Origin of the sequence: Arthrobacter sp. ZBG10, from assembly GCF_001238605.1 — a bacterium.
GTDB lineage: Bacteria > Actinomycetota > Actinomycetes > Actinomycetales > Micrococcaceae > Arthrobacter.
On the sequence record NZ_LFQH01000050.1, the window covers coordinates 39,629 to 65,255 of the forward strand.

The window sequence follows — 25,627 nt, forward strand, 5'->3', positions numbered from 1 at the left end:
GGTTGGTGTGCTGGACATCACAAACACTACCCGTGGGTAGCTTTGGGGCGGGCCGGTTGCGGGTGGTCCGGCGAAGAATTTACGCCCCCGTAACGGGCTGCGGAGGTTCTAGCCCGCAGGCTGCTGCCGGTTGTCTTCCACGATCCTGAACCGCGCGCCGGTGGGGTCGGCGAGCTGCGCCACCCGGCCGAAACCGCTGTCCTGCGGCCCCTCCAGCAAGGTGGCACCCAGGGTCAGCGCCGCGGCCACGCTGGCGTCGGCGTCGTCCACGGCAAAGTAAACCTGCCAGTGCGGCGGGACGTCGGCCGGCAGGTAGGCGGACGCGTCCATGACTCCGGCGTGGGCGTTTTCGCCCTCGCCGGAGGTGGCGTACCGGAACTCCGGTGTGTCGCTCAGGACGGCGGGATGCCACCCAAACACGGAGGTGTAGAACTCCAGGGCCCCCTGGTAATCCTTTGCGTGCAGTTCGAACCAGGCCGGGGCGCCGGGCTCGGCCGCGATATCGAAGCCGTGCATGGCCCCGGGCTGCCACGCGCCGGTGGCGGCGCCGGCGGAGTCCTGGAAGAACAGCATGGTGCCTTGATCCGGGACCTCCAGGGGACCCAGGTGGATGGAACCGCCATGCGCCACCACGGCGTCGGCGGTGGCTGCAGCGTCATCGGTGCGCAGGTAGACGGACCACAGGTCCGGCATGCCCACCTGGTCCGGCTGCCGGGCCATGATGCCCGCCACCGTGCTGCCGTTCCTGGCAGCCATGATGTAGCCGCCGTATTTTTCGGTGTCGCCCACCTCGAATTCCCAGCCGAACAGGCTGCCGTAAAACGCGCAGGCCTGGTCCGTGTCGCTGGTCATAAGGTCGATCCAGCAGGGCGAACCGTTGATGAAATCCGGAGTGGGCATGGAATCTCCTGGGTGCAAGGTCAGCTGTCCGGCCCCAGCGGCCGGATCACTCCAGAGACTATGGCGGGCCCCTGACACTGGCAAGCGCCCTGTGCGGCGGGTGCGGATCGGGCGGTTAAGCAAAAAACCCCGGCGGCCAGATCACTGGCACGCCGGGGTTATTCCGCGGAAGGTAAGAGATTCGAACTCTTGGTACGGGGTTACCGCACACTAGTTTTCAAGACTAGCTCCTTCGGCCGCTCGGACAACCTTCCTCAACGAGTAGTGTTTCATAGGCACTTGCCTGCAACAAAACAGAGCCCGGAAAGTGTCCGGTGCACACTGGTGGCAGGCCAGTATTCAGTCAGGAACGGGAGAGGTCCATGAAAGCCGTCTTTATATCGGAACCGGGCGGCCCGGAGGTGCTGGAAGTCCGCGAGGTGGACGCCCCCGTGCCGGGTACGGGCGAGGTGCTGATCGACGTGGTGGCTGCCGGCCTGAACCGCGCGGACGTGCAGCAGCGCAAGGGCGTATACCCGCCCCCGCCCGGTGCGTCCGAAATTCCCGGCCTGGAGGTTTCCGGCCGGATCGCGGGTTTCGGGCCCGGGGTCGCCAAGGCGTTTTCCCTGGGCGACAAGGTGGTGGCCCTGCTGGCCGGCGGCGGTTATGCCCAGCAGGTGGCGGTCCCCGCCGAGCAGGTCCTGCGGCTGCCGGACGGCGTGGACCTGGTCACCGCTGCGTCCCTGCCCGAGGTTGCGGCCACTGTTTATTCGAACCTGATCATGACCGCGCAGCTGCAGGCCGGCGAAACGGTCCTGATCCACGGGGCCACCGGCGGGATCGGCACGTTCGCCATCCAGCTGGCCAAAGCCTTCGGCGCGCGGGTTGCCACCACCGCAGGGTCCGATGAGAAGGTTGGCACCGCCACGGCCTTCCTCGGTGCGGATATCGCCATCAACTACCGGGAAGAGGACTTTCCGGAGAGCCTGCGCCGCCAGAACGGGGGCAAGGGGGCCGATGTGATCCTGGATGTGGTGGGAGCCAAATACCTCCGCCAGAACGTGGATGCCCTGGCCGAATACGGCAGGCTGGTGGTTATCGGGCTGCAGGGTGGTGCCACGGGCGAACTCGACCTCGGCAAGCTGTTGTCCAAGCGCGGTGCGGTGGTGGCCACGGCCCTGCGGCCCCGGCCTGTCGCCGAAAAGGGCGCCATCATGACGGCGGTGCGCGACGCGGTGTGGCCGCTGGTCAGTGACGGCCGGATCCGCCCCTTGGTGGCCAGGTCCTTCCCGCTGGAACAGGTCAGGGCGGCGCACCGGTACTTCGATACCGGCGATCACGTGGGCAAGATCCTGCTGGTGATGTAGTCCGCCATTCCGGCGGCGCAGGCGCTAGATACTCAGTATTGCCAGGGGACTTCACTCCGGCTAGGCTCGTCTATACGCGGTATGCACGGGTCTTGGGGGTCCGTGCATACCGGCAGCCAGCCACGCAAGGGAGCCGTATGTCCATCCGCCACAGCCTCCTCGCCCTCCTGCAGGACCAGCCGCGGTACGGTTACCAGCTCCGGGTCGAGTTTGAAAACCGTACGGGCGCTACCTGGCCGTTAAACATCGGGCAGGTCTACACCACCCTGGACCGGCTGGAACGCGACGCCCTGGTGGCCAAGGAGGGCGACGACGGCGAAGGACACGTGGTGTACAGCATCACCGCCGCCGGGACTGCTGAAGTCCGGGGCTGGTTCGCCGCCCCGGTGGAACGGAACAACCCGCCGCGGAATGAGCTCGCCATCAAGCTCGCGCTCGCCGTGACGCTGCCGGGAGTGGATGTCCAGGCCATCATCCAGGCGCAGCGCGTTGCCTCCATCAGGGCGCTGCAGGATTACACCAGGGCCCGCCGGGACGCCGCCGGCACACCGCGGACAGGAGATACGGCCTGGCTGCTGGTGCTCGACTCGCTGATCTTCCAGACCGAAGCGGAAGTCCGGTGGCTTGACCTTTGCGAGGCGCGGATGGTCCAACAGGCGCAGGCCGCCGGCCAGGCCGTCACCCGCCCATCATCCGCCGGGGTCCCGGAAGAAGCCACGCCCACCGCGGATACCCGCCGATGAGCGTCCAGGGTCCGCAGCAGGTCCTCGAACTCGCCAAAGTCAGCCGGACATTCGGCGCGGGCGCCACGGCGGTGGCGGCCCTGCGCGAAGTGGACCTGAGCGTGGCAGCAGGAGAATTTGTGGCCGTGATGGGACCGTCCGGATCCGGGAAATCCTCCCTCCTCGCTCTCGCAGGCGGACTGGACAAGCCCACGGGCGGCGGGGTCTTTGTGGAATCCACACCCCTTGCCGGGCTGGGCCTGAATGACCTGGCACGGCTCCGCCGCCGCGCTGTGGGGTATGTGTTCCAGGACTTCAACCTGGTCCCCACCCTGACGGCCGCGGAGAACGTCAGCCTGCCGCTGGAACTGGATGGCACACCCCTGAAAAAGGCCCGCCGGCAGGCCGCCGACGCGCTGCGCCAGGTGGGTATCCCGGAGCTGGCGGACCGCTTCCTGGACCAGATGTCCGGCGGACAGCAGCAGCGGGTGGCAATCGCCCGCGCCATTGTGGGCGAGCGGCGCCTGATTCTTGCCGACGAGCCCACCGGAGCGTTGGACTCCACCACCGGGCACGGGGTGATGGAGGTTTTGCGGGCCCGCGCCGATGCGGGTGCCGCCGTGATGCTGGTTACCCACGAGGCCCGGCACGCGGCCTGGGCCGACCGGGTGGTGTTCCTGCGTGATGGCCGGATCGTGGACCAGGCCTCGGCCATGCACGATCCCACGATGCTGCTGACCCAGGCCGGCCTCTGATGCCGTTGAATCTGGCTCCGGCGCCTGGCGGGCGGCGGGGCAGCTTCCGCGTTGCCCTCCGGATGGCCCGCCGGGACATCCGCCGCCACCGCGGCAGGTCGGTGCTGATTGTCCTGCTGATCCTGCTGCCCGTCGCGGCCATGACCGGGGCGGCGACCTTGAACCAAAGCCTGCACCGCACTCCCGATGAGACCGTCCGCTATGAACTGGGCGGCATGCAGGCGCGGTTCAGCACGCTTCCCGCTCCCAACGGCGACTCCGTCCAGGACCCGCTGGATGACACCAGGGTGGTCTCCAGCTCCGGTGCGCACGATCCCGGGTTCGTTGGCAGTGACCCGCTGGACCTTGTCCCGGCGGGGTATGAGGTGGTCCCGCACCGGCAGCTCCAGCTGACCACCCGGGTGGGCGACGGCGACGCCTCCTTCGGCGCGAGGGTGGTCGACGCGCTCCACCCGGCCTTCGCCGGCCGCTACTCACTGCTTTCCGGCCGCGCGCCGCAGTCCCCCGCTGAGGTACTGGCCTCCCCAGGGTTCCTGGACCGGTTCGGCCTGGAGCCGGGCACCACCATCACCACTTCCGCCGGCACGTTCACACCCGTGGGCATCCTCCGTGACGCCGACACCTCTGACGGCAATTCGTTCCTCTACCTTGCGGCGGACCAGGTTCCGGCCGGGCTGCTGGCCGGGGTGGCCGCGGACTCTGTCACCACGTCCTACTACCTCGCCGGACCCGAACCCGTCACGTGGCAGCAGGTCCGGGCGGCCAACCGGGCGGGGGTGGCCGTACTGTCCCGTGACGTGGTGCTCAATCCGCCGCCCGCGGACCAGCAAACGTTCGACGGCGGCCCGTTGCCGGACCAGGGGTTGGCCGCGGAACTCGGCATGTATGCAACGTTTGCGCTGATCGGAGCGCTGGCACTGCTGGAGGTCGGCCTGCTGGCGGGCACCGCCTTTTCCGTTGGCGCCAAAGGCCAGATCCGCGAACTTGCACTGCTGGCCGCTTCCGGCGCCGAAGCGCCCACCCTCCGCGCCGTCGTCACGGCGGCAGGCCTGTGGCTGGGCGGGACCGCCGTTGTGCTGGGCGCGGCCCTGGGGTTCGGCGCGGCAGCCCTTGTGGTGCTGTGGGTCCGGGCTGCCGGTTCGGCCCGCCTGGCCGGGGTGCACCCGGACCCGGTGCCTACAGCCGTCGCCATGGTGATGGGGCTTGCCGCCTGCCTTCTCGCCGCGCGGTCGCCTGCACACCACGTGGCCCGCCGGGCGGTGCTGGGGGCGCTGAAGACCGGGCGCGCCCCGGCCGGAAGCGCGAAAAAGAGTGCCATCACCGGCGCTGCCCTACTGCTGGCCGCCGCCGGTGCCTTCGCCGGAAGCTGGTTCGTGGGACACTCCACCAGCGATCCGGACCGGCTGGCGGAGCTGTTCCCCGCGGCCTCGGGCCTGCTGACCGGGGGTGCGGTGTTGACCGTGGTGGCGCTGTCACTGCTGACCGGGTGGCTCCTTACCCTTCTCCCGCGCCGGACCGGGCGGCTGCCACTGGCGCTCCGCCTGGCTGCCCGCGATGCCACCAGGAACCGCAACCGCACGGTGCCCGCAGTGGCCGCAGTCCTGGCCGCGGCGGCGCTGGCCAGCAGTGCCCTGGTCCTGGCGGCGAGCCAGCAGGCCGGGATCCGCGAAACCTACTCCTGGACCGCCCTTGAGAACCAGGCCTTCCTGCCCCTGTCGCTGGAGCAGCCGCCCCTGGTGGACGGCACCCCGCAGCCAGCCACGGCAGTGGCGCCGGAGCAGCTTTCCGCAGCGCTCAGCGGAGCCCTGGGCACCGTGGCCTGGACCAGGGTGGTCGCCACGCCCGCCCCGCCGCTGAACTGCTTCGATGGTCCCGGTGCAGACCTTGCCCCCGCCCGGACGGCCACCAGGAACTGCCTCCAGTACGCGCTGGGCACCCCGCCGGGCAACGCCTGCCCCGTGACGCCGATGGGGCGGCTGCAGGATCCCGGCGACCCGCGCTGTAAGGGACCGCTGGCCCAGGGGACCGGCTCGCCCCGGTCCATCGTGGTGGGCGGCGCTGATGAGATCCGTGCCGTCCTGGGCGTGGAACCCGGGCCGGCTGCCCTGGCCGTCCTGGCGAACGGCGGAATGGTGGTGACCAACCAGGTCTTTGTCCGCGACGGGAGGGTGGAACTTCAAACCCTGGACCTTCGCCGGCCCATGGCCGAACCAGCGGGGCGCCAAATGCAGTATGACCCGGTCGGCAGCGTCCCCCTGGTGGCGGCGGTGGTGGAACCGCTGGTTCCGGTTCCCTACTACGGCGTCATTTCCGCCGGCACGGCAGCGCGGCTGGGGATGGAGCCGCGTCCCAGTGAGTTGCTGGTCCAGCTCACGGAGCACCCCTCCGCGGCCCAGGTTGACACTGCCAACGGCGTTATTGCCTCGACGTACAAACACCCCGGCGCCGCCCTCTGGGTGGAACCGGGGATCCCCAGGGACAGTTCCTGGCAGATGTGGGCCATCGTGCTGGCCAGCGCGCTGATCACCGTCAGCGCCGCCGGCATCACCACCGGTCTGGCGCTCGCCGATGGCCGCCGGGATCAGAGGACCCTGGCCGCGGTGGGTGCCGCACCCAGGCTCCGCAAAGCGCTCGCCGGAAGCCAGGCGCTCTTCACGGCCGGGCTGGGCGCGGCACTGGGTGCAGCGGCCGGCGTGGTCCCCGCTGTGCTGCTCGTGGCAGCCACGGAAATGCGGATCGCGCTGGCGGTCCCGTGGACGTACCTGCTGGTCCTGGTGCTGGCAGTCCCGCTGGTGGCCGCCGCCCTCGCCTGGACGTTCACCAGGGCGGCCCTGCCCACGGGCCGGCGGGAGCAAGGAACCTGACGGCCTGCGGGCATGGCCGGGTCCGGGCTGGGGCCAGAAGCCAATAGGTCACACAATTGGGTCTTTTTGATTGACCGCAACAGGCCTAGCGTGGGTTGCAGGAGCCGCCTGCCAGGGGCGGCGGAGCCCACGGAGGAAGCTCATGACAACCCACGTTGCCGATTGCAGTGTCACCCGTTGTTCGTTCAACGACCATGAAGGCTGCACAGCGCATGCCATCACTGTGGGGGGAACGGAAGACCACGCCTCCTGCGCCACCTTCATCGACACCGGCCACAGTGGCGGCCTGCCCAAGGTCCTGGCCGATGTCGGGGCCTGCCAGCGCTCCGAATGCGTTCACAACGACCACCTGATGTGCAACGCCCCCGCCGTGCACGTTGGCCCGGGCGCGGACAACGCCGACTGCCTCACCTACTCCCACGCCTGACCACCGGACACCACTGTCCCGGGACAGGGCCTCCGACCGGACACCCGGCCGGGGGCCCTGCCTGTTTGGCGGCACTGCCACGCAGGTACCGACAGCTGCAACCCAGCCGCCAATCCCGTACCGACCCAACAGCGGCAAACCCCATCCATCCGACCGGCCGGACTGCCCGGCCGGACGCCCGCTGCCCGGCCCGCCCAAGACGTGAGCACACCCTGCAAGCCAGGTGCCGGCGTCGTTCGCCGCCCCATGCCCGCCGTTCGCCGCACCCCGCCGGCGGCATAACCCGAAAGCCGTCCCCGCAGCCGGATGCGTTGGTAAGGTGCCTGCAAGCAACAGTGAACACTCTCAAGGAGGAGACATGGCACCAACACCTGAGCAACGAAGGAATCCATCGCCGGGGGAAGGTGCCGTGGCCACTGACCCGGCCCTGCCCGCCGTCGCCGTGGACGACGCCGTCCTGGAAGCCGAGGACAGGAAGTGGACACCGGCGAAAATCGCCCTGTGGGCCGCCATTGCGCTGCTGGGCGGCGTGGCCTGGTTCATGCTGGCCATTGTGCGCGGCGAAACCGTCAACGCCATCTGGTTCGTCTTCGCCTCCGTCTGCACGTACCTCATCGGCTACCGCTTCTACTCGAAGGTCATCGAGCGCTACCTGACCAAACCTGACGACAAACGCGCCACCCCCGCCGAATATAAGGCTGACGGCAAGGACTACGTCCGGACCGACCGGAACGTCCTGTTCGGGCACCACTTCGCCGCGATCGCCGGCGCGGGCCCGTTGGTGGGGCCGATCATCGCAGCCCAGATGGGCTACCTTCCCGGCACCATCTGGATCATCATCGGCGTGGTCCTTGCCGGTGCAGTCCAGGACTACCTGGTGATGTTCTTCTCCATGCGCCGCGGCGGCCGTTCCCTGGGCCAGATGGCGCGCGAGGAACTTGGTGTGGTGGGCGGCACCGCAGCCCTGGTAGCCACGCTGCTGATCATGGTCATCATCGTGGCCATCCTGGCGCTCGTTGTGGTCAACGCGCTCGGCGAAAGCCCCTGGGGTGTCTTCTCCGTGGGACTGACCATCCCCATTGCGCTGTTTATGGGTGTCTACCTGCGTTACCTGCGGCCCGGCAAAATCATGGAGGTTTCCCTCATCGGGTTTGTCCTGCTGATGGCCGCCATCATCGGCGGCGGCTTTGTGGCCGAGACCGCGTGGGGCGCCGAACTCTTCACCCTGGATAAGGTCACCCTGGCGTGGGGCCTGATCATCTACGGCTTCATCGCCGCCATCCTCCCGGTCTGGCTGCTGCTTGCCCCCCGCGACTACCTGTCCACCTTTATGAAGATCGGCGTGATCGTGATGCTGGCACTTGCCATCATTGTGGTCCGGCCTGAAATCACCGTGCCGGCGTTCAGCGAGTTCGCCGGCCGCGACAACGGCCCGGTGTTCTCCGGAGCGCTGTTCCCCTTCCTGTTCGTCACCATCGCCTGCGGCGCGCTCTCCGGCTTCCACGCCCTGATTTCCTCCGGCACCACCCCCAAACTGGTGGAGAAGGAACGGCAGACGCGTTTTATTGGCTATGGCGGAATGCTGATGGAATCCTTTGTGGCCATCATGGCCCTGGTGGCTGCCATCTCGATCGACCGCGGCCTGTACTTCGCCATGAACGCCCCGGCCGCGCTGACCGGCGGCACCGTCGAAACTGCCGCCACCTGGGTGAACAGCCTGGGCCTCGCCGGCGTGAACATCACCCCCGATTTCCTGGCCCAGACAGCTGCCAACGTGGGCGAGGAAAGCATCATCTCGCGCACCGGCGGCGCCCCCACCCTCGCAGTGGGCCTGGCCCACATCATGCAGCAGTTCATCGGCGGCACGGCCATGATGTCGTTCTGGTACCACTTCGCCATCATGTTTGAGGCCCTGTTCATCCTGACCGCCGTGGACGCCGGCACCCGCGTTGCCCGCTTTATGCTGCAGGACTCGGTGGGCAACTTCATTCCCAAGTTCAAGGAAGCCTCCTGGCGGCCCGGAGCCTGGCTCTGCACCGCCATCATGGTGGGGGCGTGGGGTGCGGTGCTCCTGATGGGCGTCACGGACCCGTTGGGCGGGATCAATACCCTGTTCCCGCTGTTCGGCATCGCCAACCAGCTGCTGGCCGCCATCGCGTTGTCCGTGTGTCTGGCCATTGTGGCCAAGAAGGGCACGTTCAAGTACCTGTGGATTGTGGCCCTGCCCCTGGCATTCGCCGCCGTCGTCACCATTACGGCGAGCTTCCAGAAGATCTTCTCCGCCACCCCGTCGGTGGGCTACTTCGCCAACAACGCAGCATTCAGCAAGGCGCTGGCGGACGGGAAAACCGAGTTCGGCTCGGCCAAGTCTGTGGCTGCCATGGAGGCAGTGGTCCGCAACACCGGGATCCAGGGCTGGCTGTCGGTGATCTTTGTGGTGCTGAGCATCATCGTGATCGCCACCGCCCTGCTGGCAACCGTAAAGGCCTTCCGGACCCGGGACGCCGCCGGGCGGCCTGAAGGCAACGAGGACCCGGCCGTGCCATCGAAGGTGTTCGCCCCGGCCGGGGTCATCCCCACGGCCGCCGAGCGTGCCCTGCTGGCTGAGTGGGACAAGGTGCCCGCCAGCCAGCGGTTCGAACGGGCGGGACACCACTGATGCCGGCGCCCATGGCGGTCCTGGCCAAAGGCGTCAGGGGCGCTGCCCGCTACCTGGGCAGCGTGATGGGCGCCGACGCTTACACCCGGTACCTGGAACACCACCAGGCTATGGGGCACCAGTCGGCGCCCCTGACAGAGCGGGAGTTCTGGCGTGACCGTACGGACCGCCAGGACGCCAACCCCCAGGGCCGCTGCTGCTGATTGAGCCTGCAGCGGACAACCCCGTCAGGGACGTTCACACGGGGGCCGGGGACGGATCGCTCATGAGAGTATGAACGCATGAGCGATCCGATCCCCGCACAGGCAGCCGAGGACCTACCGGTGGAAGGCACCACCCTTGACGGGGACCGGCCCGGCGACGGCGGGTCCGCTCCGGCGGAACCCGCGCCCGGGGCCGGCGCCCGGACCAAAGGCGGCAACCTGCAGGACCTGGTGGACCAGCCGGCCAAGGTGATGCGGATCGGCACCATGATCCGCCAGCTCCTTGCCGAGGTGAAGTCCGCGCCGCTGGATGACGCCGCACGCGGCAGGCTGGCCGAGATCCACGCCCGCTCCATCAAGGAACTCGAAGACGGGCTGGCGCCCGAGCTGGTGGCGGAACTGGACCGGATCCGGTTGCCCTTTGACGATAACGCCACGCCCTCGGACGCCGAGCTGCGCATCGCCCAGGCCCAGCTCGTGGGCTGGCTGGAAGGCCTGTTCCACGGCATCCAAACCGCCATCGCTGCCCAGCACGCAGCCAGGGAACACTCCGCCCAGCTCCAGCTGCGCCAGCTGCCGCCCGGCACTGTGATTGCCCCCGGGGTAGTAATCGGCGACAACGGCGAACCCCAACGAGCCGGCACCCCGCCGGGATCGCCCGCGCAGCCTGGCCAGCCCAACGATCCGGACCACGGTCCCGGACAGTACCTGTAGGCCAGCTTGGGTTTTTTCAGCGCCGCCAGGCAAGGGCGCAAGGACGACACAGAACTGGGCAAGGGGCTGTGGCGGCGCGCCCACGACCGCTTCCACCGCGGCCTTGACCGGTTCCACCAGGTCCTGGAAGGCGTCGAGGACGACCAGCTGTATGCCGAGCTGGTGGAGGTCGCCAACAGCCTCGCAGCCCTCCTGGACCGCGTCCGGATCATCTGCGTGGAAGCCCAGCGGCGCTCCCCCAGCGAGGGGCTGGACATTCCCGTGGCCCTGTCCGGGGTGCACCGGGCGTTGTCCAAGGCCGGCAATTCCCTGGCCACCACCGCTGAAGCTGCCGCCATGCTGCGGCTGGCCGTTGGCCCGGTTCCGGTCGGGGCAGCCTCTGTGCGGCGCCGGGCCGAATCGGTTTTTGAACAGGTGGCCGACGCCGAGAGGCACCTTCGCGGGGACGCTCCGGCAGCAGGACAGCAGGATATTCCCGGTTAAGCGCCTGGCATAGTCCGGCCGGATTCACCCCTTCAGGCGGCAGCGGTTTGGCAGGATGAGGGCATGACTTCTTCACCAACACTGACTTTCAATGACGGAAACACGATCCCCCAGCTCGGCTATGGCGTGTGGCAGGTTGAGGACGACGTAGCGGAAAAAGTGGTCCGCCAGGCTTTCGAAGCAGGCTTCCGGCACATCGACACCGCGAAGATCTACGGCAATGAAGCCGGCGTGGGCCGCGCCATCGCCTCCTCCGGCATCTCCCCGGAAGAGCTGTTCATCACCACCAAGCTGTGGAACGCGGATCAGGGCTACGAGGAAACGCTGGCCGCTTTCGAAGAGTCCATGGCCCGGCTCGGCCTGGAAACCCTTGACCTGTACCTGATCCACTGGATGCAGCCCAAGCAGGACAAGTACGTTGACACCTGGAAGGCCCTGGTGGAGCTGCAGAAGCGCGGCCGGGTCAAGTCCATCGGTGTCTCCAACTTCACCACGGCCGGGCTGCAGCGCCTGATCGATGAAACCGGCGTGGTTCCGGCCATCCACCAGATCGAACTGCACCCTTACTTCAGCCAGCGCGAACTCCGCGAGTTCGGTGCTGCGAACGGCATCCTCACCCAGGCCTGGTCTCCGCTGGGCCAGGGCGGCGAGCTCCTGGAAGACCCGGCAGTGGCTGCCGTCGCGGCCAAGCACCAGGTCACCCCGGCGCAGGTCGTCATCGCCTGGCACCTGGCGATCGGCAACGTGGTCATCCCCAAGTCCGTCACCGAATCCCGGATCCGCGAGAACTTCGCGGCCCTCGAAGTGGCCCTGGACGCCGGCGACATCGAGGCCCTCAACGGCCTGGACCGCACCGCTGCCGGCGAAGGCCGGATCGGTGCCGACCCGGCCGTTTCCGACTTCGCCTGACCACCACGGTCAGGCACCGGCACGGCCCCCACGCCGGCCGCGTGAAGCCGCCGGAACCCGTACTGCCCGCATGGGCGGTGCGGGTTCCCGCGTTAACCGCGTTGCTGCGGCGCCCCGCTGTGCCCGGCGCTAAGCGGCGAGGCGGACCTGCTCGACGGTGACGGTGTCCACCACGGCCCAGCCGTCCGCACCGGTGCTGTGCCGGTCGGCGAACCGCCGGGCGCCGGCCAAGGTGTCGAAGACTTCAGCCCGGGCGCGGCCGCAGTCGGCGTCAAAGTACGTGACGTGAAATTCCTGAACGGTGTGCGTTTCCATGCTTCAAGTCTGCAACCGGGGTACGACATTCCCCGGGATCAGTCCCGCGTGTTGCCCAGGCGGAGCACCCGTTCCTGCGCCAGCATGGCCGTCCGCTCAGCTTTCGCCGCTGCCCGGGCGGCCTGCTTGGCCTCCGCTGCGCCCGCGGCCAGGGCCTTCCGCTCCGCAGCGAGCTGCTCCTCGGCTGCCTTGAGCCGGCTGCGGAGCTGCCCGGTTTCCGTTTCCAGGTCAGCGACAGTGGCACGCGAGCGTTCCGACTGTTCCAGCAGGTCCGCCGCGAGTTGCGCGGTCCTGGCTTCCTCGGCGCTGGCCCCGGCGAGTGATTCCTTCGCCCGGTCCAGCGCTGGTGCGGAGGCCGCCCGGGGGGTTTGCCGGACCGCCTCGAGCCGTGGCTTGGTGCGGGCCGGGGCTTTGGCGGGTTCCGGCGTCGGGCGCTTCTGCAGTGGTTCGGTGTCCGCGGGTTCGTCGACGGCGGGTTCTGCCCGCGACGCGGAGGAAACGCCCGCGGGTGCTGTTGCTCCCGGGACTGCAGTGGCGCCGTCAAGGTCCACGGCGTTCACGCCATCAGCCGCGAGCGCCTTGAGGAGCAGGCCGCTGCGTACGGCGCCGGCGGCCCCGGGATCGGCCGTCAGGGCCCGCAGCGTCTCTTCGACGTCCGTGGCCATGGCGCCGCTGATGGTCCTGCCGTGATCAGTGGACACTGTCCGGGCGGTGTCGACCGCGGCTGCCAGGAGGGTGCGGCGCTCCCGGGCCAGCCCGCGGAGGGCCGCCGCGTCGAGGTCCGCCTGCGCGGCCTGCATCCGGTGGCCCAGGTCCGCGAGGCCCGCCAGGACGTCCGGCTTGTCTCGGGCCAGCATGTTCACGGCCCAGGCCGCCACCGATGGTTTGGGCAGCTTCAGGACCGCGGCCCCGAGGGCTTTGTCTCCGGCGGCCGCCGCCTTGGCTGCGGCCGCCCGGACGGCCACGAAGTCGTCCAGGGATGTGCTGTACAGCGTGTCTGCGATGCCGGCCAGCTGGTCGTCGTCCATGCACGCCATCTTAGGCATGCGCGCGGAGTCAGGCCTGCTGGCCGGGGGACCGGATAATGCGGCGGCGGGTCGCCTCGGCAATGGCGGCCGTGCGGTTGTCCACGCCCAGCTTTCCGTAAATGTGGACCAGATGGGTCTTGACCGTGGCCTCTGAGATGAACACCCGCTGCGCCATGGCCCGGTTGGACAGCCCGGTGGCGAGCAGTTCAAGCAGCTCCACCTCACGCCGGGTGAGGGCCGTGCCGGGGTTGGTGATCCGGTCCATCAGCAGCGCGGCCACTTTGGGTGCCAGGGCGCTTTGGCCTGCAGCGGCGGCAAGCACCGCCTGCTGGATCTGCTCCGGTGGCGCGTCCTTGAGCATGTAGCCGCTGGCGCCCGCTTCGACGGCGGCAAGGATGTCGGCGTCGGTGTCGTATGTGGTGAGGATCAGGACGGGCGGAGCCGGGTCCAGCAGCCGGATCAGCCGGGTGGCGGTCACACCGTCCATCCCGGCGCCCATCTGCAGGTCCATCAGGACCAGGTCCACTGGATCGCCCAGGACCTGCCGGCGCTGCAGTTCGTCGACGGCGGCCTGCCCGTCCGCGGCTTCGGCCGCCACCAGGATGCCCGCAAAATCGGTGAGCATGGCGCGCAGGCCGGCCCGCACCACGGGGTGGTCGTCCACCAGCAGCACCCGGATGGCGGTCATGGGGTGCCCGGTCCGGGCAACGGCAGCCGGATGGCCACCACGGTGCCCTCCCCGGGCGCCGACTGCAGCTCCAGGGTGCCGTGCAGCGCCGCCACCCGCGCGGCCAGGGAACCCAGGCCAAAGCCCCGCCCGTCCGCTGCGGGGCGCACCTCCGCGACCTGTGCTGCCGGGTCAAAGCCGATGCCGTCGTCGTAAACATCCAACGTGACCTCGTTGCCCAGGAACGCCAGCGTCACCACGGCTGCGGAGGCCTGCGCGTGGGCAGTGACGTTGGCCAGGCTGGCCTGGACCGCCCGGAGCAGTGCCACGGCGTGCGGCGGTGGCAGTTCAACGGGGACACCGTCCAGTTCGAAGCGGCAGCGGAGCACCTTCCCGCGGGCCGCAACTGCGGCTTCCGTGGCCGCGCAGAGCCGGCGCAGGCTGACCACCAGGGAGGCGTCCTGCAGCTGCGGGGCGGAGAGGCCGCGGACAAAGCTGCGGGCCTCGGCCAGGTTGCCGGCGGCGGTATCCTGAACCACCCGGAGGCGGTCGCGGGCGGTGGTGGTGTCGCCGTCCTGCAAAGACTTCTCCGCGGCCCGGGCCATCAGCACAATGCTGGAAAGCCCCTGGGCCAGGGTGTCGTGGATTTCGCGGGCCAGCCGGGTGCGCTCGGCCAGGACACCGGTGTTGTGCTGGGCAGCTGAGAGTTCCGCCCGGGTCCTGCGGAGTTCGTCGGCGGCCCGGCGCTGGCTTTCCGCCTCCAGGTAGAGGGCCCGGTACGCCAGCCCCGTTACCACCGAAAACGCCGCGCCCAGCGCGGGCCCCAGCACCACCGCCGCATGTGGAACGGGAAGCCCGCCGGCAGCCCACTGGGCGCCGATGACCGCGGCCGTCATCACGGCGATGCCCACCAGTGCAGCCCGCCGGGGCAGCAGGTGCAGGTGCAGGAAAAACAGCGGGAACGCCAGCCAGGAAAAGTCCGCGCTGCCGGCCAGGAGCACGGCCCACAGCACCGTGACCGTCGCCAGCCACGGCAGGCCGTAACGGCGCGGATCGAAGCCCTGGCCGCTGGCCGAGAACCGCTTTTCAAGGATGGTGCCCGCCAGGTAGGCGGCCGCCAGGAGTGCGGCGCCGCCCATCAGGGCCGGCCGCAGCGGATGGGGATCGCCGGCCAGCCACAGCCTTGCCGCTGCCACGGCCAGCAGGACCGCAAAGCCCACATGCAGGGTGATCCGCAGGACGCGGAGGATGGCTGCCGAAGATCCGCCCTCATGACCTGCCGGCGGCGCGGCAGGGGCGGCGGAACCAGGCGCCGCAGGCGGGCTGGCTGGTTCGGTGGCTGGCATCTGTCCAGCCTATGCGCCGGCGGCAACCAGCGGATCAACCGATCGGTTGAGTCCGGTCTCCACACCATGGGCCGCAGGGATCAACCGCCTGCACGATGGCCCGCGGCGTGCACCGGCGGAGAGTTGAAAGGGAAAGCCACCCCGCCCTACCGGAAGAAGTCCAACGTGTTCCTCGCCATCCGCGACATCCGTTTTGCCAAGGGCAGGTTTGCCCTGATGGGCAGCGTGGTCGCTTTGATCACCTTGCTCCTGGTCCTGCTCTCCGGCTTGACAGCAGGCCTGGCCGACCAGTCCACGTCCGCGATCGCCCGGCTGGGCAGCGGCGGCACCGGGACCGTGGACAGGATAGTGTTCGGCGGGCCGGCCGGTGCGGGCGCCAAGGCATCCTTTACCGACAGCGCCGTCTCTGCGGACCAAGTGGCACTCTGGCGGGACCAGCCAGGCGTCGAGGCCGCCCAAGCGGTGGGAATCAGCCAGTCCCGCGTGCAGGCCACCGGCCCGGACGGGGAGGTCACGGCCACCGCGAACGTCGCAGTCTTCGGGGTAGCGCCCGACGGCGGCCTGGCGCCTGGCCCGGTCACGGCAGGTACAGCTGTGCTCGGCTCGGGGGTCGCGGACGACCTGTCGCTGTCTGTCGGCGACCCGGTGACTGTGGGCGGCATGGAACTGTCCGTCGCCGCCGTTGTGGCCGACCAGTGGTACTCCCATACCAGCGTCGTGTGGGTGGACCTGCCCGTCTGGGCTGCGCTGGCCCATGTGTCCGGGCCCGCCCAGGCCGGCACCGTCGCCGCTGTCACGCTCGGGCCGGCCGGCGCGGATGAAGCCGCGGCCAACGCAGCGGCCGGCACCGTCAGTGCCACCCGCACAGGCTCGTTCCAGGCTTTGGGCTCGTTCCGCAGCGAGAACGGGTCGCTGATGTTGATGCAGGGGTTCCTGTACGGCATCTCCGCGCTGGTCATTGTGGCGTTCCTGACCGTGTGGACCATCCAGCGGACCCGGGACATCGCGGTGCTGAAGGCCCTGGGCGCCGGCAGCGGCTACATCCTGCGGGACGCCATGGCGCAGGCGGCGCTGGTCCTGGTGGCCGGCGCGGCCGTTGGTGGTGGTGCCGGCGTTGTTGGCGGCCTGCTCGCCGGCCAGGCGGCGCCGTTCCTGATCACACCGGCCACCACACTGGTGCCCGTGCTCGGCATTACCGGCTTAGGGCTGGCGGGCGCCGCGCTGGCGGTGCGCCGCGTCGCCGGGGTGGACCCACTGCTTGCCCTCGGTGGCAACTGACCCGCCCCGCCGTAATGCCGCAGCCAACCCAGCCTGCACGCCATCTCCAGCCATCAGAAGGATTTAACCCATGTCAGCCAACTCCGATTCCGCGCCGCTGTCCCTCGTCAACGCCACCCTTGAGTATCCGGATGGCGAAGGCACCGTCAAGGCCCTCGACGGCGTCCACCTCGCCGTGCACGCCGGCCGGATGATGTCCCTGGTGGGTCCGTCCGGATCCGGCAAATCCAGCCTGCTCGCCGTTGCCGCGACCCTGGTCCAACCCACGTCCGGGCTGGTGCTGATAGCCGGCACCGACGCCGGCGGGTTGGGGCAGCGGGAGCTCAGTGCCCTGCGGCGGGAAACCATCGGGATCATCTTCCAACAGCCGAACCTTCTGGCGTCCCTGACCGCCGTCGAACAGCTTGTAATCGGCGCCCACCTGCGGGGTGCACCGCTCCGGGATGCGGGCGCCAAGGCTAAGGAGCTGCTGTCACTGGTGGGCCTGGCGGACTGCGCCGGCAAGCGTCCGCACCAGCTGTCAGGCGGGCAGCGCCAGCGCGTCAATATTGCGCGCGCGTTGATGGGGCAACCCAGGGTCCTGCTGGTGGATGAACCCACGGCAGCCCTGGACCACGACAGAAGCCGTGAAATCGTGCAGCTGCTGCGGCGCATCACCGACGAGTTCCAGGTGGCAACCGTGATGGTTACGCACGACACCGAGTTTGTGCCGCTGACCGATGACGTGGCCACCATGCGCGATGGCCGGCTGGGGCTTGCCGTACGCACCGGCTGATGTCCCGGGCGGTCAGCGCCGGGGCTTGGCTTCCGCCAGCGCCGTCTGCAGCTCCCGCCACGCGCCGGTGGACCAGAGCGCCCACACCACCAGCACTGGCTGGAAAAACAGCCGGATCAGGCGGCTCCGGTCCGAATCCAGTCCGAACCCGTCAGTGCCGGTCGCGTACTGGGAGATGTTGCCGGGAAAAATGGCTATAAAGAAGGCGGCAGCCAACAGCCCCACCGCAACCCGGCGCCGCCGCAGGACGATCAACGCCGCCCCCAGGCTTACCTCCACAACGCCGGATGCCAGCACCACAAAATCCTTGTCCGCGGGGAACCACGGCGGAACCTGCGCCTGGAATTCCTGCCGCGCAAACGTCAGATGGCTGATGCCGGCAAAGACCAGCGCACCGCCCAGGGCCACGGCGCCGATCAGTCGCGGGGCGGAGATTTTCCCGGCCGGTCGCGTGAGGAGCCCGGTCAGTGCAGTTCGCAGAGATGACATTACTGAACGGTAACATCAGCAGCTCCCGGTTCCTGCAACGGAGGAGGGGGCGCGGTGCCCGCCGGGGATGATCCAATGGGTGCGGTGACGCACCACAAAGGGTGCGCCGCCGTCACGGTGCGGGCAGCCCCGCAGCGCGTGGCCCGAGCGAGGAACGAGGAACCGACATGTCCCTGAAGGACACCCTGAAAGCCGATGTTGTCACCCATATGAAGAATGGGAACAAGACGGCGCTGACCACCGTCCGCAACGTCCTGGGCGAGATTGAGACGCGGGAAAAATCCGGCAAGACCCCCGTTGAGCTCGACGACCTCCAGCTCACGGCCCTGCTGCAGAAGGAAGCTGCCAAGCGCCGGGACACCGCAGCCATCTACGCCGCGGCCGGCGAGGATGGGCGCGCCGCAGCGGAAATCTCAGAGGCGGACATCATCGAGGCGTACCTGCCCCAGGCCCTGACGCGCGAAGATGCCGAAGCCATCGTGGACGAGGTAGTCGCCGGGCTTAAGGCCGACGGCCACGAGTTAACGGTCCGGTCCATGGGAACGGTGATGAAATCAGTCACGCCCCGCATTGCGGGCCGGTTCGACGGCAAGGCAGTCAGCGAGATCGTGCGCGCACGGTTGGCATAAGTGCAGCGTTAACCAGCAAAAAACCCCGTACAGTCGCAGATTTCCGCGACGATACGGGGTTTTTCCCGAGCTTCCTATCAGAATCGAACTGATGACCTTTTCATTACGAGTGAAACGCTCTACCGACTGAGCTAAGGAAGCACCGCACGAACTTTCCGGCGAACCGGGAGCTTCATGCAAGAGTCAACTGTAATGGAGTCCCGGCGCCCGGGTCAAAATGGCCGGCGCCTCAACACAAGGTGTTGTCGGCCGGCACCTGGCCGCTCAGCAGGTAACGGTCCACGGCGTCCTCCAGGCAGCTGTTCGACCGGCCGTAGGCGGTGTGCCCTTCGCCTTCCCAGGTCATCAGCGCGGCGTTGCCCAGCTGCCTGCGGAGGGACCCGGCCCATTCCACCGGCGTCGCGGGGTCTCCCGTGGTGCCGATGACCACAATCGGGGACCCGCCGGTGTACTCCACCGGCGCCGGGGTGCGGATGTTGCCGTATGGCCAGTCCGTGCAGTTGGTGCCGCCGTAAGCGAAGAAGTAGCCGAAGGTGGGGGACTCCTGCATCAGGCGCTGCTGCTCGGCCCGCATGGCGGCGGGATCGGTGACCATGGGGTAGTCCAGGCAGTTGATGGCGTTGAAGGCAAACGTGGAGTTGGACGAATAGGTGCCGTTGGCAGTGCGGTCCGCGCCGAGGTCGGCCAGCCGCAGCACCAGGCTTACATCGCCCGACGTGGCCGCTTCCAGGGCCTGCGTGAGGGCCGGCCAGCTTTGGTCGTTGTACAGCGGGGTAATCAGGCCGCTCACAAACATGTTGGCGTTAACCAGCCGGCCGTCCTTTGCCGTCCGCGGGGTCTGCTGCACGGCGGCAATGAGGTCCCGGATCTGCTGGACCCCGGAATCAACGTCGCCGCTCAGCGGACAGCCGTCCTGGCGGAGGCAGCTGGCAACGTAGGCGCGGATGGCCTTTTCAAAGGCCTTCGCCTGGCCGCTGGTCAGCTCCTCGTTGCTGATGGACGGATCCAGGGCTCCATCGAGCACCATCCGGCCCACGTTGTCCGGGAACAGCGAGGCGTAGGTGGAGCCCAGGAACGTTCCGTAGGAGTAGCCAACGTAGTTGAGCTTCGCGTCATTCACCACGGCGCGGAGGATGTCCATGTCCTTGGCGGAACTGACGGTGTCAAGGTGCGCCATCACGGGGCCGGTCTGCTCCGCGCAGCGGGCGGCGATGGCCTTGTTGTCGGCCAGTGCGGCGGCCAGGCCGGCGTCGGTCTCCAGGTCGTAGATTTTGGCCCGTGCCTCGTCCCGCTCGGCATCGTTCAGGCAGGTGACTGGCGCTGAGCGCTTGACACCGCGCGGGTCGAAGCCCACCAGGTCGAAAGCGTCCCGGACGGTGGTGGGGAACTGGGTCCCGGCCGCGTCCTTGACGAAGTCGTACCCGGAGGCGCCGGGTCCGCCGGGGTTGACCAGGAGGCTGCCGGTTTTGGTGCCCGTGGCAGGTGCCCGCAGCGCCGCAATCTGGATGGTTTCACCGTCCGGATCCGCGTAGTCCTCGGGAACAGTGACCCTGGCGCACTGGAATTCCTGCTCGCAGGGCTCCCAGACCACTTCCTGGGCGTAGAAGTCCGCCAGGCCTTCCGGTGCCGAGGCGACGATGGAGGGATCGGCCTTGGCTGTGGCGGCTTCCTGGTTCCCGCTGCCATTAACCAGCGTGCAGGAGGCCAGTACCAGCGAGAGGGCCAGGGCGCCGGCGGCACGGAACGCCACGGCAAGGGGTCGGGCGCGTGCGGGCAGGGGGCGGGCAGTCATCGGGTCTCCTTGGAGGTCTCAGATCAGGCTGGCTGCCATGGACTCTATGGTCAACAGCGGTGCAACGTTGGTGGTGGTGATGCGTTCGCGGGCTTTATTGATGGCATCCATCCGGGCCAGGGTGGCTTCGGGAGCTGACCGCCGGGCGAACTCTTCGAGCTCACTGCGCAGTTCAATGTTCACCAGCTCCACAGCGTTCCCCAGCTGGATGATCAGCACATCGCGGTAAAACGACAGCAGGTCAGTCAGGGTCCGGTCCAGGGAGTCTGTGATGGACCGCTTGGCCCGCCGTTTCTGATCGTCTTCGAGCTGTTTGACCTGGCTCCGCATGGCCGGCGGCAACGTCCCTGACTCGGGGGCACCGAGCGTGGCCAGCAACGCAATCTTCTCCGCGGCGTCGCGCTCCTCGTTGGAACTGTTCGCTTCCGCGGTGGCGATCTTCACCAGTTTATCCGCCATCATCACCGCCGCGGTAACACCGCGGAGTCCCAACGGGAAACGCACCGTCTCCAGCCGGCGTTCCCGGGCGGCCGGGTCGCGGGCCAGCCGGCGCGCGATGCCCACATGGCTTTGCGCGGCGCGGGCGGCCCGTTCCGCGAGTCCGGGCTCCACCCCGTCGCGTTTGACCAGCAGCGCAGCAACGTCTGCAGCCGGCGGAAGCCTCAGGGCGACGCTGCGGCACCGGGACCGGATGGTCACCAGCACATCGGCGGGGGAGGGGGCACACAGCATCCATACTGTCCGCGGCGTTGGTTCCTCGATGGCCTTGAGCAGCACGTTGGTGGTGCGCTCGGCCATCCGGTCGGCGTCCTCCACCACGATGATCCGCCACCGCCCGGACGAGGGACGGTTACCGGCGGTGGCCACCAGGTCCCTGGCCTCGTCGATGGTGATGGTCACCTTTTCCGTCCGGACGAAGGTGACGTCGGAGTGGGTCTCGCCCAGGATGGTGCGGCAGGCGGGGCAGTGCCCGCAGCCCCGGAGCGCCACATCCTCCTGGTCGCAGTTCAGGGCCGCCGCAAACGCCCGCGCCGCGTTGGAGCGGCCGGAGCCGGGCGGTCCCGTAAAAAGCCAGGCGTGGGTCAGGCTGTCGCCGCTGGCCGCCTGGCGCAGTTGTTCGACGACGGCGGGCTGGCCCTGCAGGTCATCCCAGACGGTCACGGCAGATCACCTGGGCCGCCGTCGGCCGGAAGGGAAGCGGCGGGAGGGGAAGCGGCGGGAGGGGAAGCGGCGGGAGGGGAAGCGGCCGGCTGGGAAGGCGCGGGGAGGCCGGCAGGGGTTGCTGCGCCGCCGGCCAGCAGCGCCTCCACCCGTTCCAGGATCCGCGCGGCGAGGTCCGCCACGGACAGGTGCGCCGGGAGCACCAGGTAGGTTCCGGGCCGGGCGCCGGCCAGTGCAAGGAATGCGTCGCGGATCCGGGAGTGGAACTCATCCGCCTCGGATTCGAGCCGGTCCTCGGCAGCTTCGCCGGCTGTGCGGCGGCGGCGGCCCATGGCCGGGTCAACGTCCAGCAGGACGGTCAGGTCCGGTTGCAGGCCCGAGGTGGCCCACTCGTTCAGGGTCCGGACGGCGTCCTGGCCCAGGTTCCGGCCGGCACCCTGGTACGCCACGGAGGAGTCGATATACCGGTCGGTCAGGACAACCGTGCCACGCTCCAGTGCCGGCCTGATCACCTGGCCGGCGTGTGCCGCGCGGGATGCCGCGAAGATGAGCGCCTCGGTGTGGGCGTCGATGTGGCCGTGGCCATGGTCCAGGACCAGCGAGCGGAGCTTTTCGCCAATGGGAGTCCCGCCGGGCTCGCGGGTGCGCAGCACTGTCAGCCCGCGGGATTCCAGTGATTCAGCCAGCCGGGCTGCCTGCGTGGACTTGCCGGCACCATCGCCGCCTTCAAACGCGATGAATAGGCCGGCCGTTAGTGTGCTCACCGCACCAGCCTACCGATCCCGGCCCGCAATCCCCGATTGGGGCGCCGCGCTGGGGATAACCGCCCGGTGCCCGGCCGGCGGCCCTGCTTTCCGCCCGCTCCCTGCCGGACAGTACGCTTTTGCGCATGAGCCTTTCTGAACAGCAGGCAGCCGCCCTGTCCCCGGACACCTTGGTGGTGGCAGCCGGACGCCCGCCGCGGGAGCGCGACCAGCCCGTCAACCCGCCCCTGGTCCTCTCCTCCACCTATTTCGGTACGGGCCCGCTGGCCGACGGCGACCGCGGCTACGGCCGGTACTCGAACCCCACCTGGGACCCCTTCGAGGAGGCACTGGGCCAGCTCGAAGGCTCGGACCTGCCCGGGCTGCTCTACGCGTCCGGCCTGGCAGCCGTCAGCTCCGCGTTGTCGCTGATCCCCGCAGGAGGAGTACTGGTGATGCCCACCCACAGCTACTCCGGCACCCTGGTGATGGCAGCCGAACTGGCGCAGAAGGGCTTCATCGAGCTCCGCACCGTGGACATCGCGGATACTGCGGCCGTGATCGAAGCCCTGGCCCCGGCCGGTCCGGATGGCCGCCAGGCCAGCATGCTGTGGCTGGAGAGCCCCACCAACCCGATGCTCGGCATCGCCGAAGTCTCCGTCCTGGCCGAAGCCGCCCACCGGGCCGGTGCCATGGTGGTGACGGACAACACCTTTTCCACGCCCTTGGGGCAGCAGCCCCTGAAACTGGGTTCCGACGTCGTCCTCCACTCGGTGACCAAATACCTGGCCGGCCATTCGGACGTTGTCCTCGGCGCCCTGGTGACCGCCAACCCCGGAATCCGGGCCGCGTTGCTCCACCACCGGATCATCCACGGCGGCATCGCCGGGCCGTTCGAAGCCTGGCTTGCCCTGCGTGGCCTGCGCACCCTGGCGCTCCGGGTGGAGCGGTCCCAGGCGTCCGCCCAGATCCTCGCGGAGCAGCTCAGCGCCCACCCGCGGATCGAATCCGTCCGGTTCCCCGGCCTGGCCACGGATCCGGGCCACGAACGGGCCAGGAGCCAGATGAACGGTTTCGGGTCCATTGTCTGCATCCAGGTGGCCCCCGTGGCAGGGCTTACGGGCGCCGAAGCCGCCGATGCGCTGGTCAGGGGACTGGAGCTGTGGTTGCCCGCAACCTCGCTGGGCGGGGTGGAATCCCTGATCGAGCGGCGCCGCCGGCACGCCGCGGAGCCGGCCAGTGTTCCGGAGAACCTGGTCCGCCTCAGCGTCGGTGTGGAGAACGCCGCAGACCTCTGGGCCGATTTGCAGCAGGCGCTGGACCGGTTGGGACGCTAGGCTGGGTCCGTGGACGGTGAACTGATTATTGTGCCCGTGGAACGGGCAGTGTTCTTTATCCTGGCGCTGGTGGCGCTGGGACTCGAGCTGTGGGCCGTGGTGGACTGCGCCCGGCACCGCGCCAACGCCTTCGAGGCCACCGGAAAGCGGACCAAGCCCTTCTGGCTCGCCCTCACCGGCGGCGCAGCCCTGGTGGGCGTGATCTCCCTGTTCGGCAGCGGCGGTGGGATCTTCGGCACCCTAGGCCTCTTCGGCCTTGCGGCAGTGGTGGCAGCGTCCGTGTACCTCGCCGACGTCCGGCCCGCCGTCAAGGACGCAGGCCGCGGCGGCAGCCGCAACATGGGCCCCTACGGCCCCTGGTGACCCGCCGGTTGGACGGGTAGCGGCGCCACCGCCGCCCAACCGACCGTCAGCTCACCCAGCCGCCACCGCGCCGGCCCGTCCTGGACCGGCCAGCCGCCGGCGCGGAGCCGCCGGCACATGCCCAGCCAGCGTTGCCGGTTGCCAAATGACGCCAGCGCAGCGCTCTCCAGCCAGGCCCGGTCCATGGCCTGCAACAGAGCGTGGACCGGCTCGCCGGGCACGTTGCGGTGGATCAGCGCCTTGGGCAGCCGCTCCGCCACGTCCGAAGGCATCGCGAAGCTGCCGAACCGGACGGAGAAGCTCAGCGACACCGGCTCCCGGGCGTCCAGGGCAATCCAGGACGCCCGGCGGCCGATCTCATCGCAGGTCCCGTCGATGAACAGCCCCTCCGGCGCGAGCCGGTCCTGCACCAGCCGCCACAGCCCGGCCACGTCCGCTTCCTCATACTGGCGCAGCACGTTGAACGCACGGACCAGGACCGGCCGGCCGGGGACAGGCAGTTCAAAACCGCCCACGTGGAAGCTCAGCCCCGGCCGCTGCAGGGGGAGCGCCGCCCGGACCCGATCGGGCTCAATCTCGATGCCGCAGACCCGCACGTCAGGCCTGGCGACCGCCAGCCGCTCATAGAGTTCGACGGCGGTGGCCGGCGTTGCGCCGTAGCCCAGGTCAACCACCAGGGGCTCAGCCGCGGACCGGAGGCGCCACGCCTGCGGCCCGGTGAGCCAGCGGTCCACCCGGCGCATGCGGTTGGGGTTGGTGGTGCCGCGGGTGACGTTTCCCACGGGACCGCCCTGTCGGCGGGGGACACCCCTGCCGGAAATCTGCGGGGCAACCACCCGTTCAGCCTTTTGCACCACGGCCCCACTTTATCCCGGGGCGGGTTACGCAGGGTGCCGTGTAACGCAGGGCGGGCGGCAACCCCGCTCGGCTAGGATAAAAATCATGACTTACAAGCTGATTCTGCTGCGCCACGGCCACAGCGAATGGAACGCCAAGAACCTGTTCACCGGCTGGGTGGATGTCGACCTGAACGAACAGGGCCTCAAGGAGGCGGTCCGCGGCGGTGAGCTGCTGGTGGAGCACAACGTCCTGCCGGACGTCCTTTACACCTCCCGCCTGAAGCGGGCCATCAACACCGCCAACCTGGCACTGGAAAAGGCCGACCGTGGCTGGATCGACGTCAAGCGCGACTGGCGCCTCAACGAGCGCCACTACGGCGCGCTGCAGGGCAAGGACAAGGCCCAGACCCTCGCCGAATACGGCGAGGAGCAGTTTATGGAATGGCGCCGGTCCTACGACACCCCGCCGCCGCCCCTGGCCGACGACTCCGAGTTCTCCCAGGTGGGCGATCCCCGTTACGCGGACATCGGCGACGCCGTGCCCCGCACCGAATGCCTCAAGGACGTCCTGGTCCGGCTGCTGCCCTACTGGGAGTCGGACATCAAGGAAGACCTCAAGGCCGGTAAAACGGTCCTGGTCACCGCGCACGGCAACTCGCTGCGGGCCCTGGTCAAGCACCTGGACGGCATCAGCGACGACGCCATCGCCGGCCTGAACATCCCCACCGGCATCCCGCTGGTATACGACCTCGACGAGGACTTCAAGCCCGTCAAGGCCGGCGGTACCTACCTGGACCCGGACGCCGCGGCAGCAGCCATCCAGGCCGTGGCGAACCAGGGCAAAAAGTAGGACTTCAGGACGTACGACGGCGGGCCGGTGACC

General features: G+C 69.0%; 26 protein-coding genes and 2 tRNA genes. 16 read left to right on the plus strand and 12 right to left on the minus strand.

The features are described from left to right. Positions 1–108: 108 nt before the first annotated feature. Together ACU18_RS12940 and ACU18_RS12945 are read right to left on the minus strand one after the other, a co-directional pair. Positions 109–900 (minus strand): VOC family protein, encoded by a 792-nt coding sequence (locus ACU18_RS12940; RefSeq protein ID WP_050686129.1) that lies wholly within the window; start codon positions 898–900, stop codon positions 109–111. Positions 901–1,066: 166 nt separating this feature from the next. Then, positions 1,067–1,154: transfer RNA gene (locus ACU18_RS12945), tRNA-Ser, on the minus strand. A 108-nt stretch (positions 1,155–1,262) separates the two neighbouring features. On the opposite strand from ACU18_RS12945, the gene ACU18_RS12950 reads away from it, so the two are divergent. The 10 genes from ACU18_RS12950 (at position 1,263) to ACU18_RS12995 (ending at position 11,982) form a co-directional block, all read left to right on the plus strand. Continuing rightward, entirely contained in the window at positions 1,263–2,246 is a 984-nt protein-coding gene (locus ACU18_RS12950) for an NAD(P)H-quinone oxidoreductase (protein WP_050686131.1), read from the plus strand. A gap of 137 nt (positions 2,247–2,383) precedes the next feature. After that, the gene (locus ACU18_RS12955) at positions 2,384–2,989 is read left to right on the plus strand and encodes a PadR family transcriptional regulator (protein WP_050686132.1); all 606 of its coding nucleotides are present in this window, start codon (positions 2,384–2,386) and stop codon (positions 2,987–2,989) included. Continuing rightward, positions 2,986–3,723 carry an ABC transporter ATP-binding protein gene (locus ACU18_RS12960; RefSeq protein WP_050686133.1) on the plus strand — a complete coding sequence of 246 codons (738 nt, stop codon included), beginning with the start codon at positions 2,986–2,988 and terminating at the stop codon, positions 3,721–3,723. Before ACU18_RS12955 ends, ACU18_RS12960 begins: the two co-directional genes overlap by 4 nt. Next, positions 3,723–6,587, plus strand: a complete 2,865-nt coding sequence (locus ACU18_RS12965; RefSeq protein ID WP_050686134.1) for a hypothetical protein — start codon at positions 3,723–3,725, stop codon at positions 6,585–6,587. The genes ACU18_RS12960 and ACU18_RS12965 overlap by 1 nt, the downstream gene beginning before the upstream one ends. 142 nt (positions 6,588–6,729) lie before the next feature. Continuing rightward, entirely contained in the window at positions 6,730–7,014 is a 285-nt protein-coding gene (locus ACU18_RS12970) for a DUF1540 domain-containing protein (RefSeq protein WP_050686138.1), read from the plus strand. 358 nt (positions 7,015–7,372) lie between these two features. Further along, positions 7,373–9,673: a carbon starvation CstA family protein gene (locus ACU18_RS12975; RefSeq protein WP_050686140.1), complete on the plus strand. Its 2,301-nt coding sequence runs from the start codon at positions 7,373–7,375 to the stop codon at positions 9,671–9,673. Beyond that, the gene (locus tag ACU18_RS12980; RefSeq protein WP_050686142.1) at positions 9,673–9,876 is read left to right on the plus strand and encodes a YbdD/YjiX family protein; all 204 of its coding nucleotides are present in this window, start codon (positions 9,673–9,675) and stop codon (positions 9,874–9,876) included. Before ACU18_RS12975 ends, ACU18_RS12980 begins: the two co-directional genes overlap by 1 nt. A 78-nt stretch (positions 9,877–9,954) precedes the next feature. After that, positions 9,955–10,590, plus strand: a complete 636-nt coding sequence (locus ACU18_RS12985) for a bacterial proteasome activator family protein (RefSeq protein WP_050686144.1) — start codon at positions 9,955–9,957, stop codon at positions 10,588–10,590. Positions 10,591–10,596: 6 nt separating this feature from the next. Continuing rightward, complete coding sequence (locus tag ACU18_RS12990) at positions 10,597–11,073, plus strand: hypothetical protein (protein WP_050686146.1); 477 nt, start codon at positions 10,597–10,599, stop codon at positions 11,071–11,073. 63 nt (positions 11,074–11,136) lie between these two features. Further along, positions 11,137–11,982, plus strand: coding sequence for an aldo/keto reductase (locus ACU18_RS12995; protein WP_050686147.1), 846 nt, complete (start codon positions 11,137–11,139; stop codon positions 11,980–11,982). A 129-nt stretch (positions 11,983–12,111) separates the two neighbouring features. On the opposite strand, the gene ACU18_RS13000 is transcribed toward ACU18_RS12995, so the two are convergent. The 4 genes from ACU18_RS13000 to ACU18_RS13015 are packed head-to-tail and all read right to left on the minus strand — an operon-like array spanning position 12,112 to position 15,338. After that, on the minus strand, positions 12,112–12,297 hold the full coding sequence (locus ACU18_RS13000; protein ID WP_050686148.1) for a hypothetical protein: 186 nt from the start codon (positions 12,295–12,297) through the stop codon (positions 12,112–12,114). A gap of 38 nt (positions 12,298–12,335) precedes the next feature. Continuing rightward, on the minus strand, positions 12,336–13,325 hold the full coding sequence (locus ACU18_RS13005) for a hypothetical protein (RefSeq protein ID WP_050686149.1): 990 nt from the start codon (positions 13,323–13,325) through the stop codon (positions 12,336–12,338). Positions 13,326–13,353: 28 nt separating this feature from the next. After that, on the minus strand, positions 13,354–14,013 hold the full coding sequence (locus ACU18_RS13010) for a response regulator transcription factor (protein ID WP_050686150.1): 660 nt from the start codon (positions 14,011–14,013) through the stop codon (positions 13,354–13,356). Beyond that, entirely contained in the window at positions 14,010–15,338 is a 1,329-nt protein-coding gene (locus ACU18_RS13015) for a sensor histidine kinase (RefSeq protein WP_082178321.1), read from the minus strand. Before ACU18_RS13015 ends, ACU18_RS13010 begins: the two co-directional genes overlap by 4 nt. A gap of 165 nt (positions 15,339–15,503) precedes the next feature. Between ACU18_RS13015 and ACU18_RS13020 the strand changes: the two genes are divergently transcribed. Both ACU18_RS13020 and ACU18_RS13025 read left to right on the plus strand, forming a co-directional pair. Then, positions 15,504–16,616: an FtsX-like permease family protein gene (locus ACU18_RS13020; RefSeq protein WP_050686174.1), complete on the plus strand. Its 1,113-nt coding sequence runs from the start codon at positions 15,504–15,506 to the stop codon at positions 16,614–16,616. 70 nt (positions 16,617–16,686) lie between these two features. Beyond that, positions 16,687–17,391, plus strand: a complete 705-nt coding sequence (locus ACU18_RS13025) for an ABC transporter ATP-binding protein (protein WP_050686151.1) — start codon at positions 16,687–16,689, stop codon at positions 17,389–17,391. A 12-nt stretch (positions 17,392–17,403) separates the two neighbouring features. On the opposite strand, the gene ACU18_RS13030 is transcribed toward ACU18_RS13025, so the two are convergent. Continuing rightward, positions 17,404–17,880 carry a DoxX family protein gene (locus ACU18_RS13030; RefSeq protein WP_197273577.1) on the minus strand — a complete coding sequence of 159 codons (477 nt, stop codon included), beginning with the start codon at positions 17,878–17,880 and terminating at the stop codon, positions 17,404–17,406. 167 nt (positions 17,881–18,047) lie between these two features. Here ACU18_RS13030 and ACU18_RS13035 point away from each other — a divergent pair, with 167 nt between their 5' ends. Further along, complete coding sequence (locus ACU18_RS13035) at positions 18,048–18,509, plus strand: GatB/YqeY domain-containing protein (protein ID WP_050686152.1); 462 nt, start codon at positions 18,048–18,050, stop codon at positions 18,507–18,509. Between the two features lie 68 nt (positions 18,510–18,577). Here ACU18_RS13035 and ACU18_RS13040 read toward each other — a convergent pair. The 4 genes from ACU18_RS13040 to tmk all read right to left on the minus strand — a co-directional run bounded on the left by ACU18_RS13040 (position 18,578) and on the right by tmk (position 22,226). Continuing rightward, positions 18,578–18,650 (minus strand) — tRNA-Thr (locus ACU18_RS13040). A gap of 88 nt (positions 18,651–18,738) precedes the next feature. After that, entirely contained in the window at positions 18,739–20,301 is a 1,563-nt protein-coding gene (locus ACU18_RS13045; RefSeq protein ID WP_050686153.1) for an alpha/beta hydrolase, read from the minus strand. Between the two features lie 18 nt (positions 20,302–20,319). Further along, positions 20,320–21,462 carry a DNA polymerase III subunit delta' gene (locus ACU18_RS13050; RefSeq protein ID WP_050686154.1) on the minus strand — a complete coding sequence of 381 codons (1,143 nt, stop codon included), beginning with the start codon at positions 21,460–21,462 and terminating at the stop codon, positions 20,320–20,322. Further along, positions 21,459–22,226, minus strand: a complete 768-nt coding sequence (gene tmk / locus ACU18_RS13055) for a dTMP kinase (RefSeq protein WP_082178322.1) — start codon at positions 22,224–22,226, stop codon at positions 21,459–21,461. The genes ACU18_RS13050 and tmk overlap by 4 nt, the downstream gene beginning before the upstream one ends. Positions 22,227–22,351: 125 nt before the next feature. Between tmk and ACU18_RS13060 the strand changes: the two genes are divergently transcribed. Both ACU18_RS13060 and ACU18_RS13065 read left to right on the plus strand, forming a co-directional pair. After that, positions 22,352–23,542: a trans-sulfuration enzyme family protein gene (locus ACU18_RS13060; protein ID WP_050686156.1), complete on the plus strand. Its 1,191-nt coding sequence runs from the start codon at positions 22,352–22,354 to the stop codon at positions 23,540–23,542. Between the two features lie 9 nt (positions 23,543–23,551). Continuing rightward, positions 23,552–23,905: a DUF2516 family protein gene (locus ACU18_RS13065; protein WP_050686158.1), complete on the plus strand. Its 354-nt coding sequence runs from the start codon at positions 23,552–23,554 to the stop codon at positions 23,903–23,905. Here the strand turns inward: ACU18_RS13065 and ACU18_RS13070 are convergent. Continuing rightward, entirely contained in the window at positions 23,890–24,762 is an 873-nt protein-coding gene (locus ACU18_RS13070; RefSeq protein WP_197273578.1) for a class I SAM-dependent methyltransferase, read from the minus strand. The genes ACU18_RS13065 and ACU18_RS13070 overlap by 16 nt on opposite strands. Positions 24,763–24,847: 85 nt before the next feature. On the opposite strand from ACU18_RS13070, the gene ACU18_RS13075 reads away from it, so the two are divergent. Beyond that, complete coding sequence (locus ACU18_RS13075) at positions 24,848–25,594, plus strand: phosphoglyceromutase (protein WP_050686160.1); 747 nt, start codon at positions 24,848–24,850, stop codon at positions 25,592–25,594. Positions 25,595–25,627: the final 33 nt, after the last annotated feature.

Bases quoted from the DNA above. Each gene is read 5' to 3' on its own strand.
- ACU18_RS12940 (WP_050686129.1), bottom strand. From the start codon at position 900: ATGCCCACTCCGGATTTCATCAACGGTTCGCCCTGCTGGATCGACCTT.
- ACU18_RS12950 (WP_050686131.1), top strand. From the start codon at position 1,263: ATGAAAGCCGTCTTTATATCGGAACCGGGCGGCCCGGAGGTGCTGGAA.
- ACU18_RS12955 (WP_050686132.1), top strand. From the start codon at position 2,384: ATGTCCATCCGCCACAGCCTCCTCGCCCTCCTGCAGGACCAGCCGCGG.
- ACU18_RS12960 (WP_050686133.1), top strand. From the start codon at position 2,986: ATGAGCGTCCAGGGTCCGCAGCAGGTCCTCGAACTCGCCAAAGTCAGC.
- ACU18_RS12965 (WP_050686134.1), top strand. From the start codon at position 3,723: ATGCCGTTGAATCTGGCTCCGGCGCCTGGCGGGCGGCGGGGCAGCTTC.
- ACU18_RS12970 (WP_050686138.1), top strand. From the start codon at position 6,730: ATGACAACCCACGTTGCCGATTGCAGTGTCACCCGTTGTTCGTTCAAC.
- ACU18_RS12975 (WP_050686140.1), top strand. From the start codon at position 7,373: ATGGCACCAACACCTGAGCAACGAAGGAATCCATCGCCGGGGGAAGGT.
- ACU18_RS12980 (WP_050686142.1), top strand. From the start codon at position 9,673: ATGCCGGCGCCCATGGCGGTCCTGGCCAAAGGCGTCAGGGGCGCTGCC.
- ACU18_RS12985 (WP_050686144.1), top strand. From the start codon at position 9,955: ATGAGCGATCCGATCCCCGCACAGGCAGCCGAGGACCTACCGGTGGAA.
- ACU18_RS12995 (WP_050686147.1), top strand. From the start codon at position 11,137: ATGACTTCTTCACCAACACTGACTTTCAATGACGGAAACACGATCCCC.
- ACU18_RS13000 (WP_050686148.1), bottom strand. From the start codon at position 12,297: ATGGAAACGCACACCGTTCAGGAATTTCACGTCACGTACTTTGACGCC.
- ACU18_RS13005 (WP_050686149.1), bottom strand. From the start codon at position 13,325: ATGGACGACGACCAGCTGGCCGGCATCGCAGACACGCTGTACAGCACA.
- ACU18_RS13010 (WP_050686150.1), bottom strand. From the start codon at position 14,013: ATGACCGCCATCCGGGTGCTGCTGGTGGACGACCACCCCGTGGTGCGG.
- ACU18_RS13015 (WP_082178321.1), bottom strand. From the start codon at position 15,338: ATGCCAGCCACCGAACCAGCCAGCCCGCCTGCGGCGCCTGGTTCCGCC.
- ACU18_RS13025 (WP_050686151.1), top strand. From the start codon at position 16,687: ATGTCAGCCAACTCCGATTCCGCGCCGCTGTCCCTCGTCAACGCCACC.
- ACU18_RS13030 (WP_197273577.1), bottom strand. From the start codon at position 17,880: ATGTCATCTCTGCGAACTGCACTGACCGGGCTCCTCACGCGACCGGCC.
- ACU18_RS13035 (WP_050686152.1), top strand. From the start codon at position 18,048: ATGTCCCTGAAGGACACCCTGAAAGCCGATGTTGTCACCCATATGAAG.
- ACU18_RS13045 (WP_050686153.1), bottom strand. From the start codon at position 20,301: ATGACTGCCCGCCCCCTGCCCGCACGCGCCCGACCCCTTGCCGTGGCG.
- ACU18_RS13060 (WP_050686156.1), top strand. From the start codon at position 22,352: ATGAGCCTTTCTGAACAGCAGGCAGCCGCCCTGTCCCCGGACACCTTG.
- ACU18_RS13075 (WP_050686160.1), top strand. From the start codon at position 24,848: ATGACTTACAAGCTGATTCTGCTGCGCCACGGCCACAGCGAATGGAAC.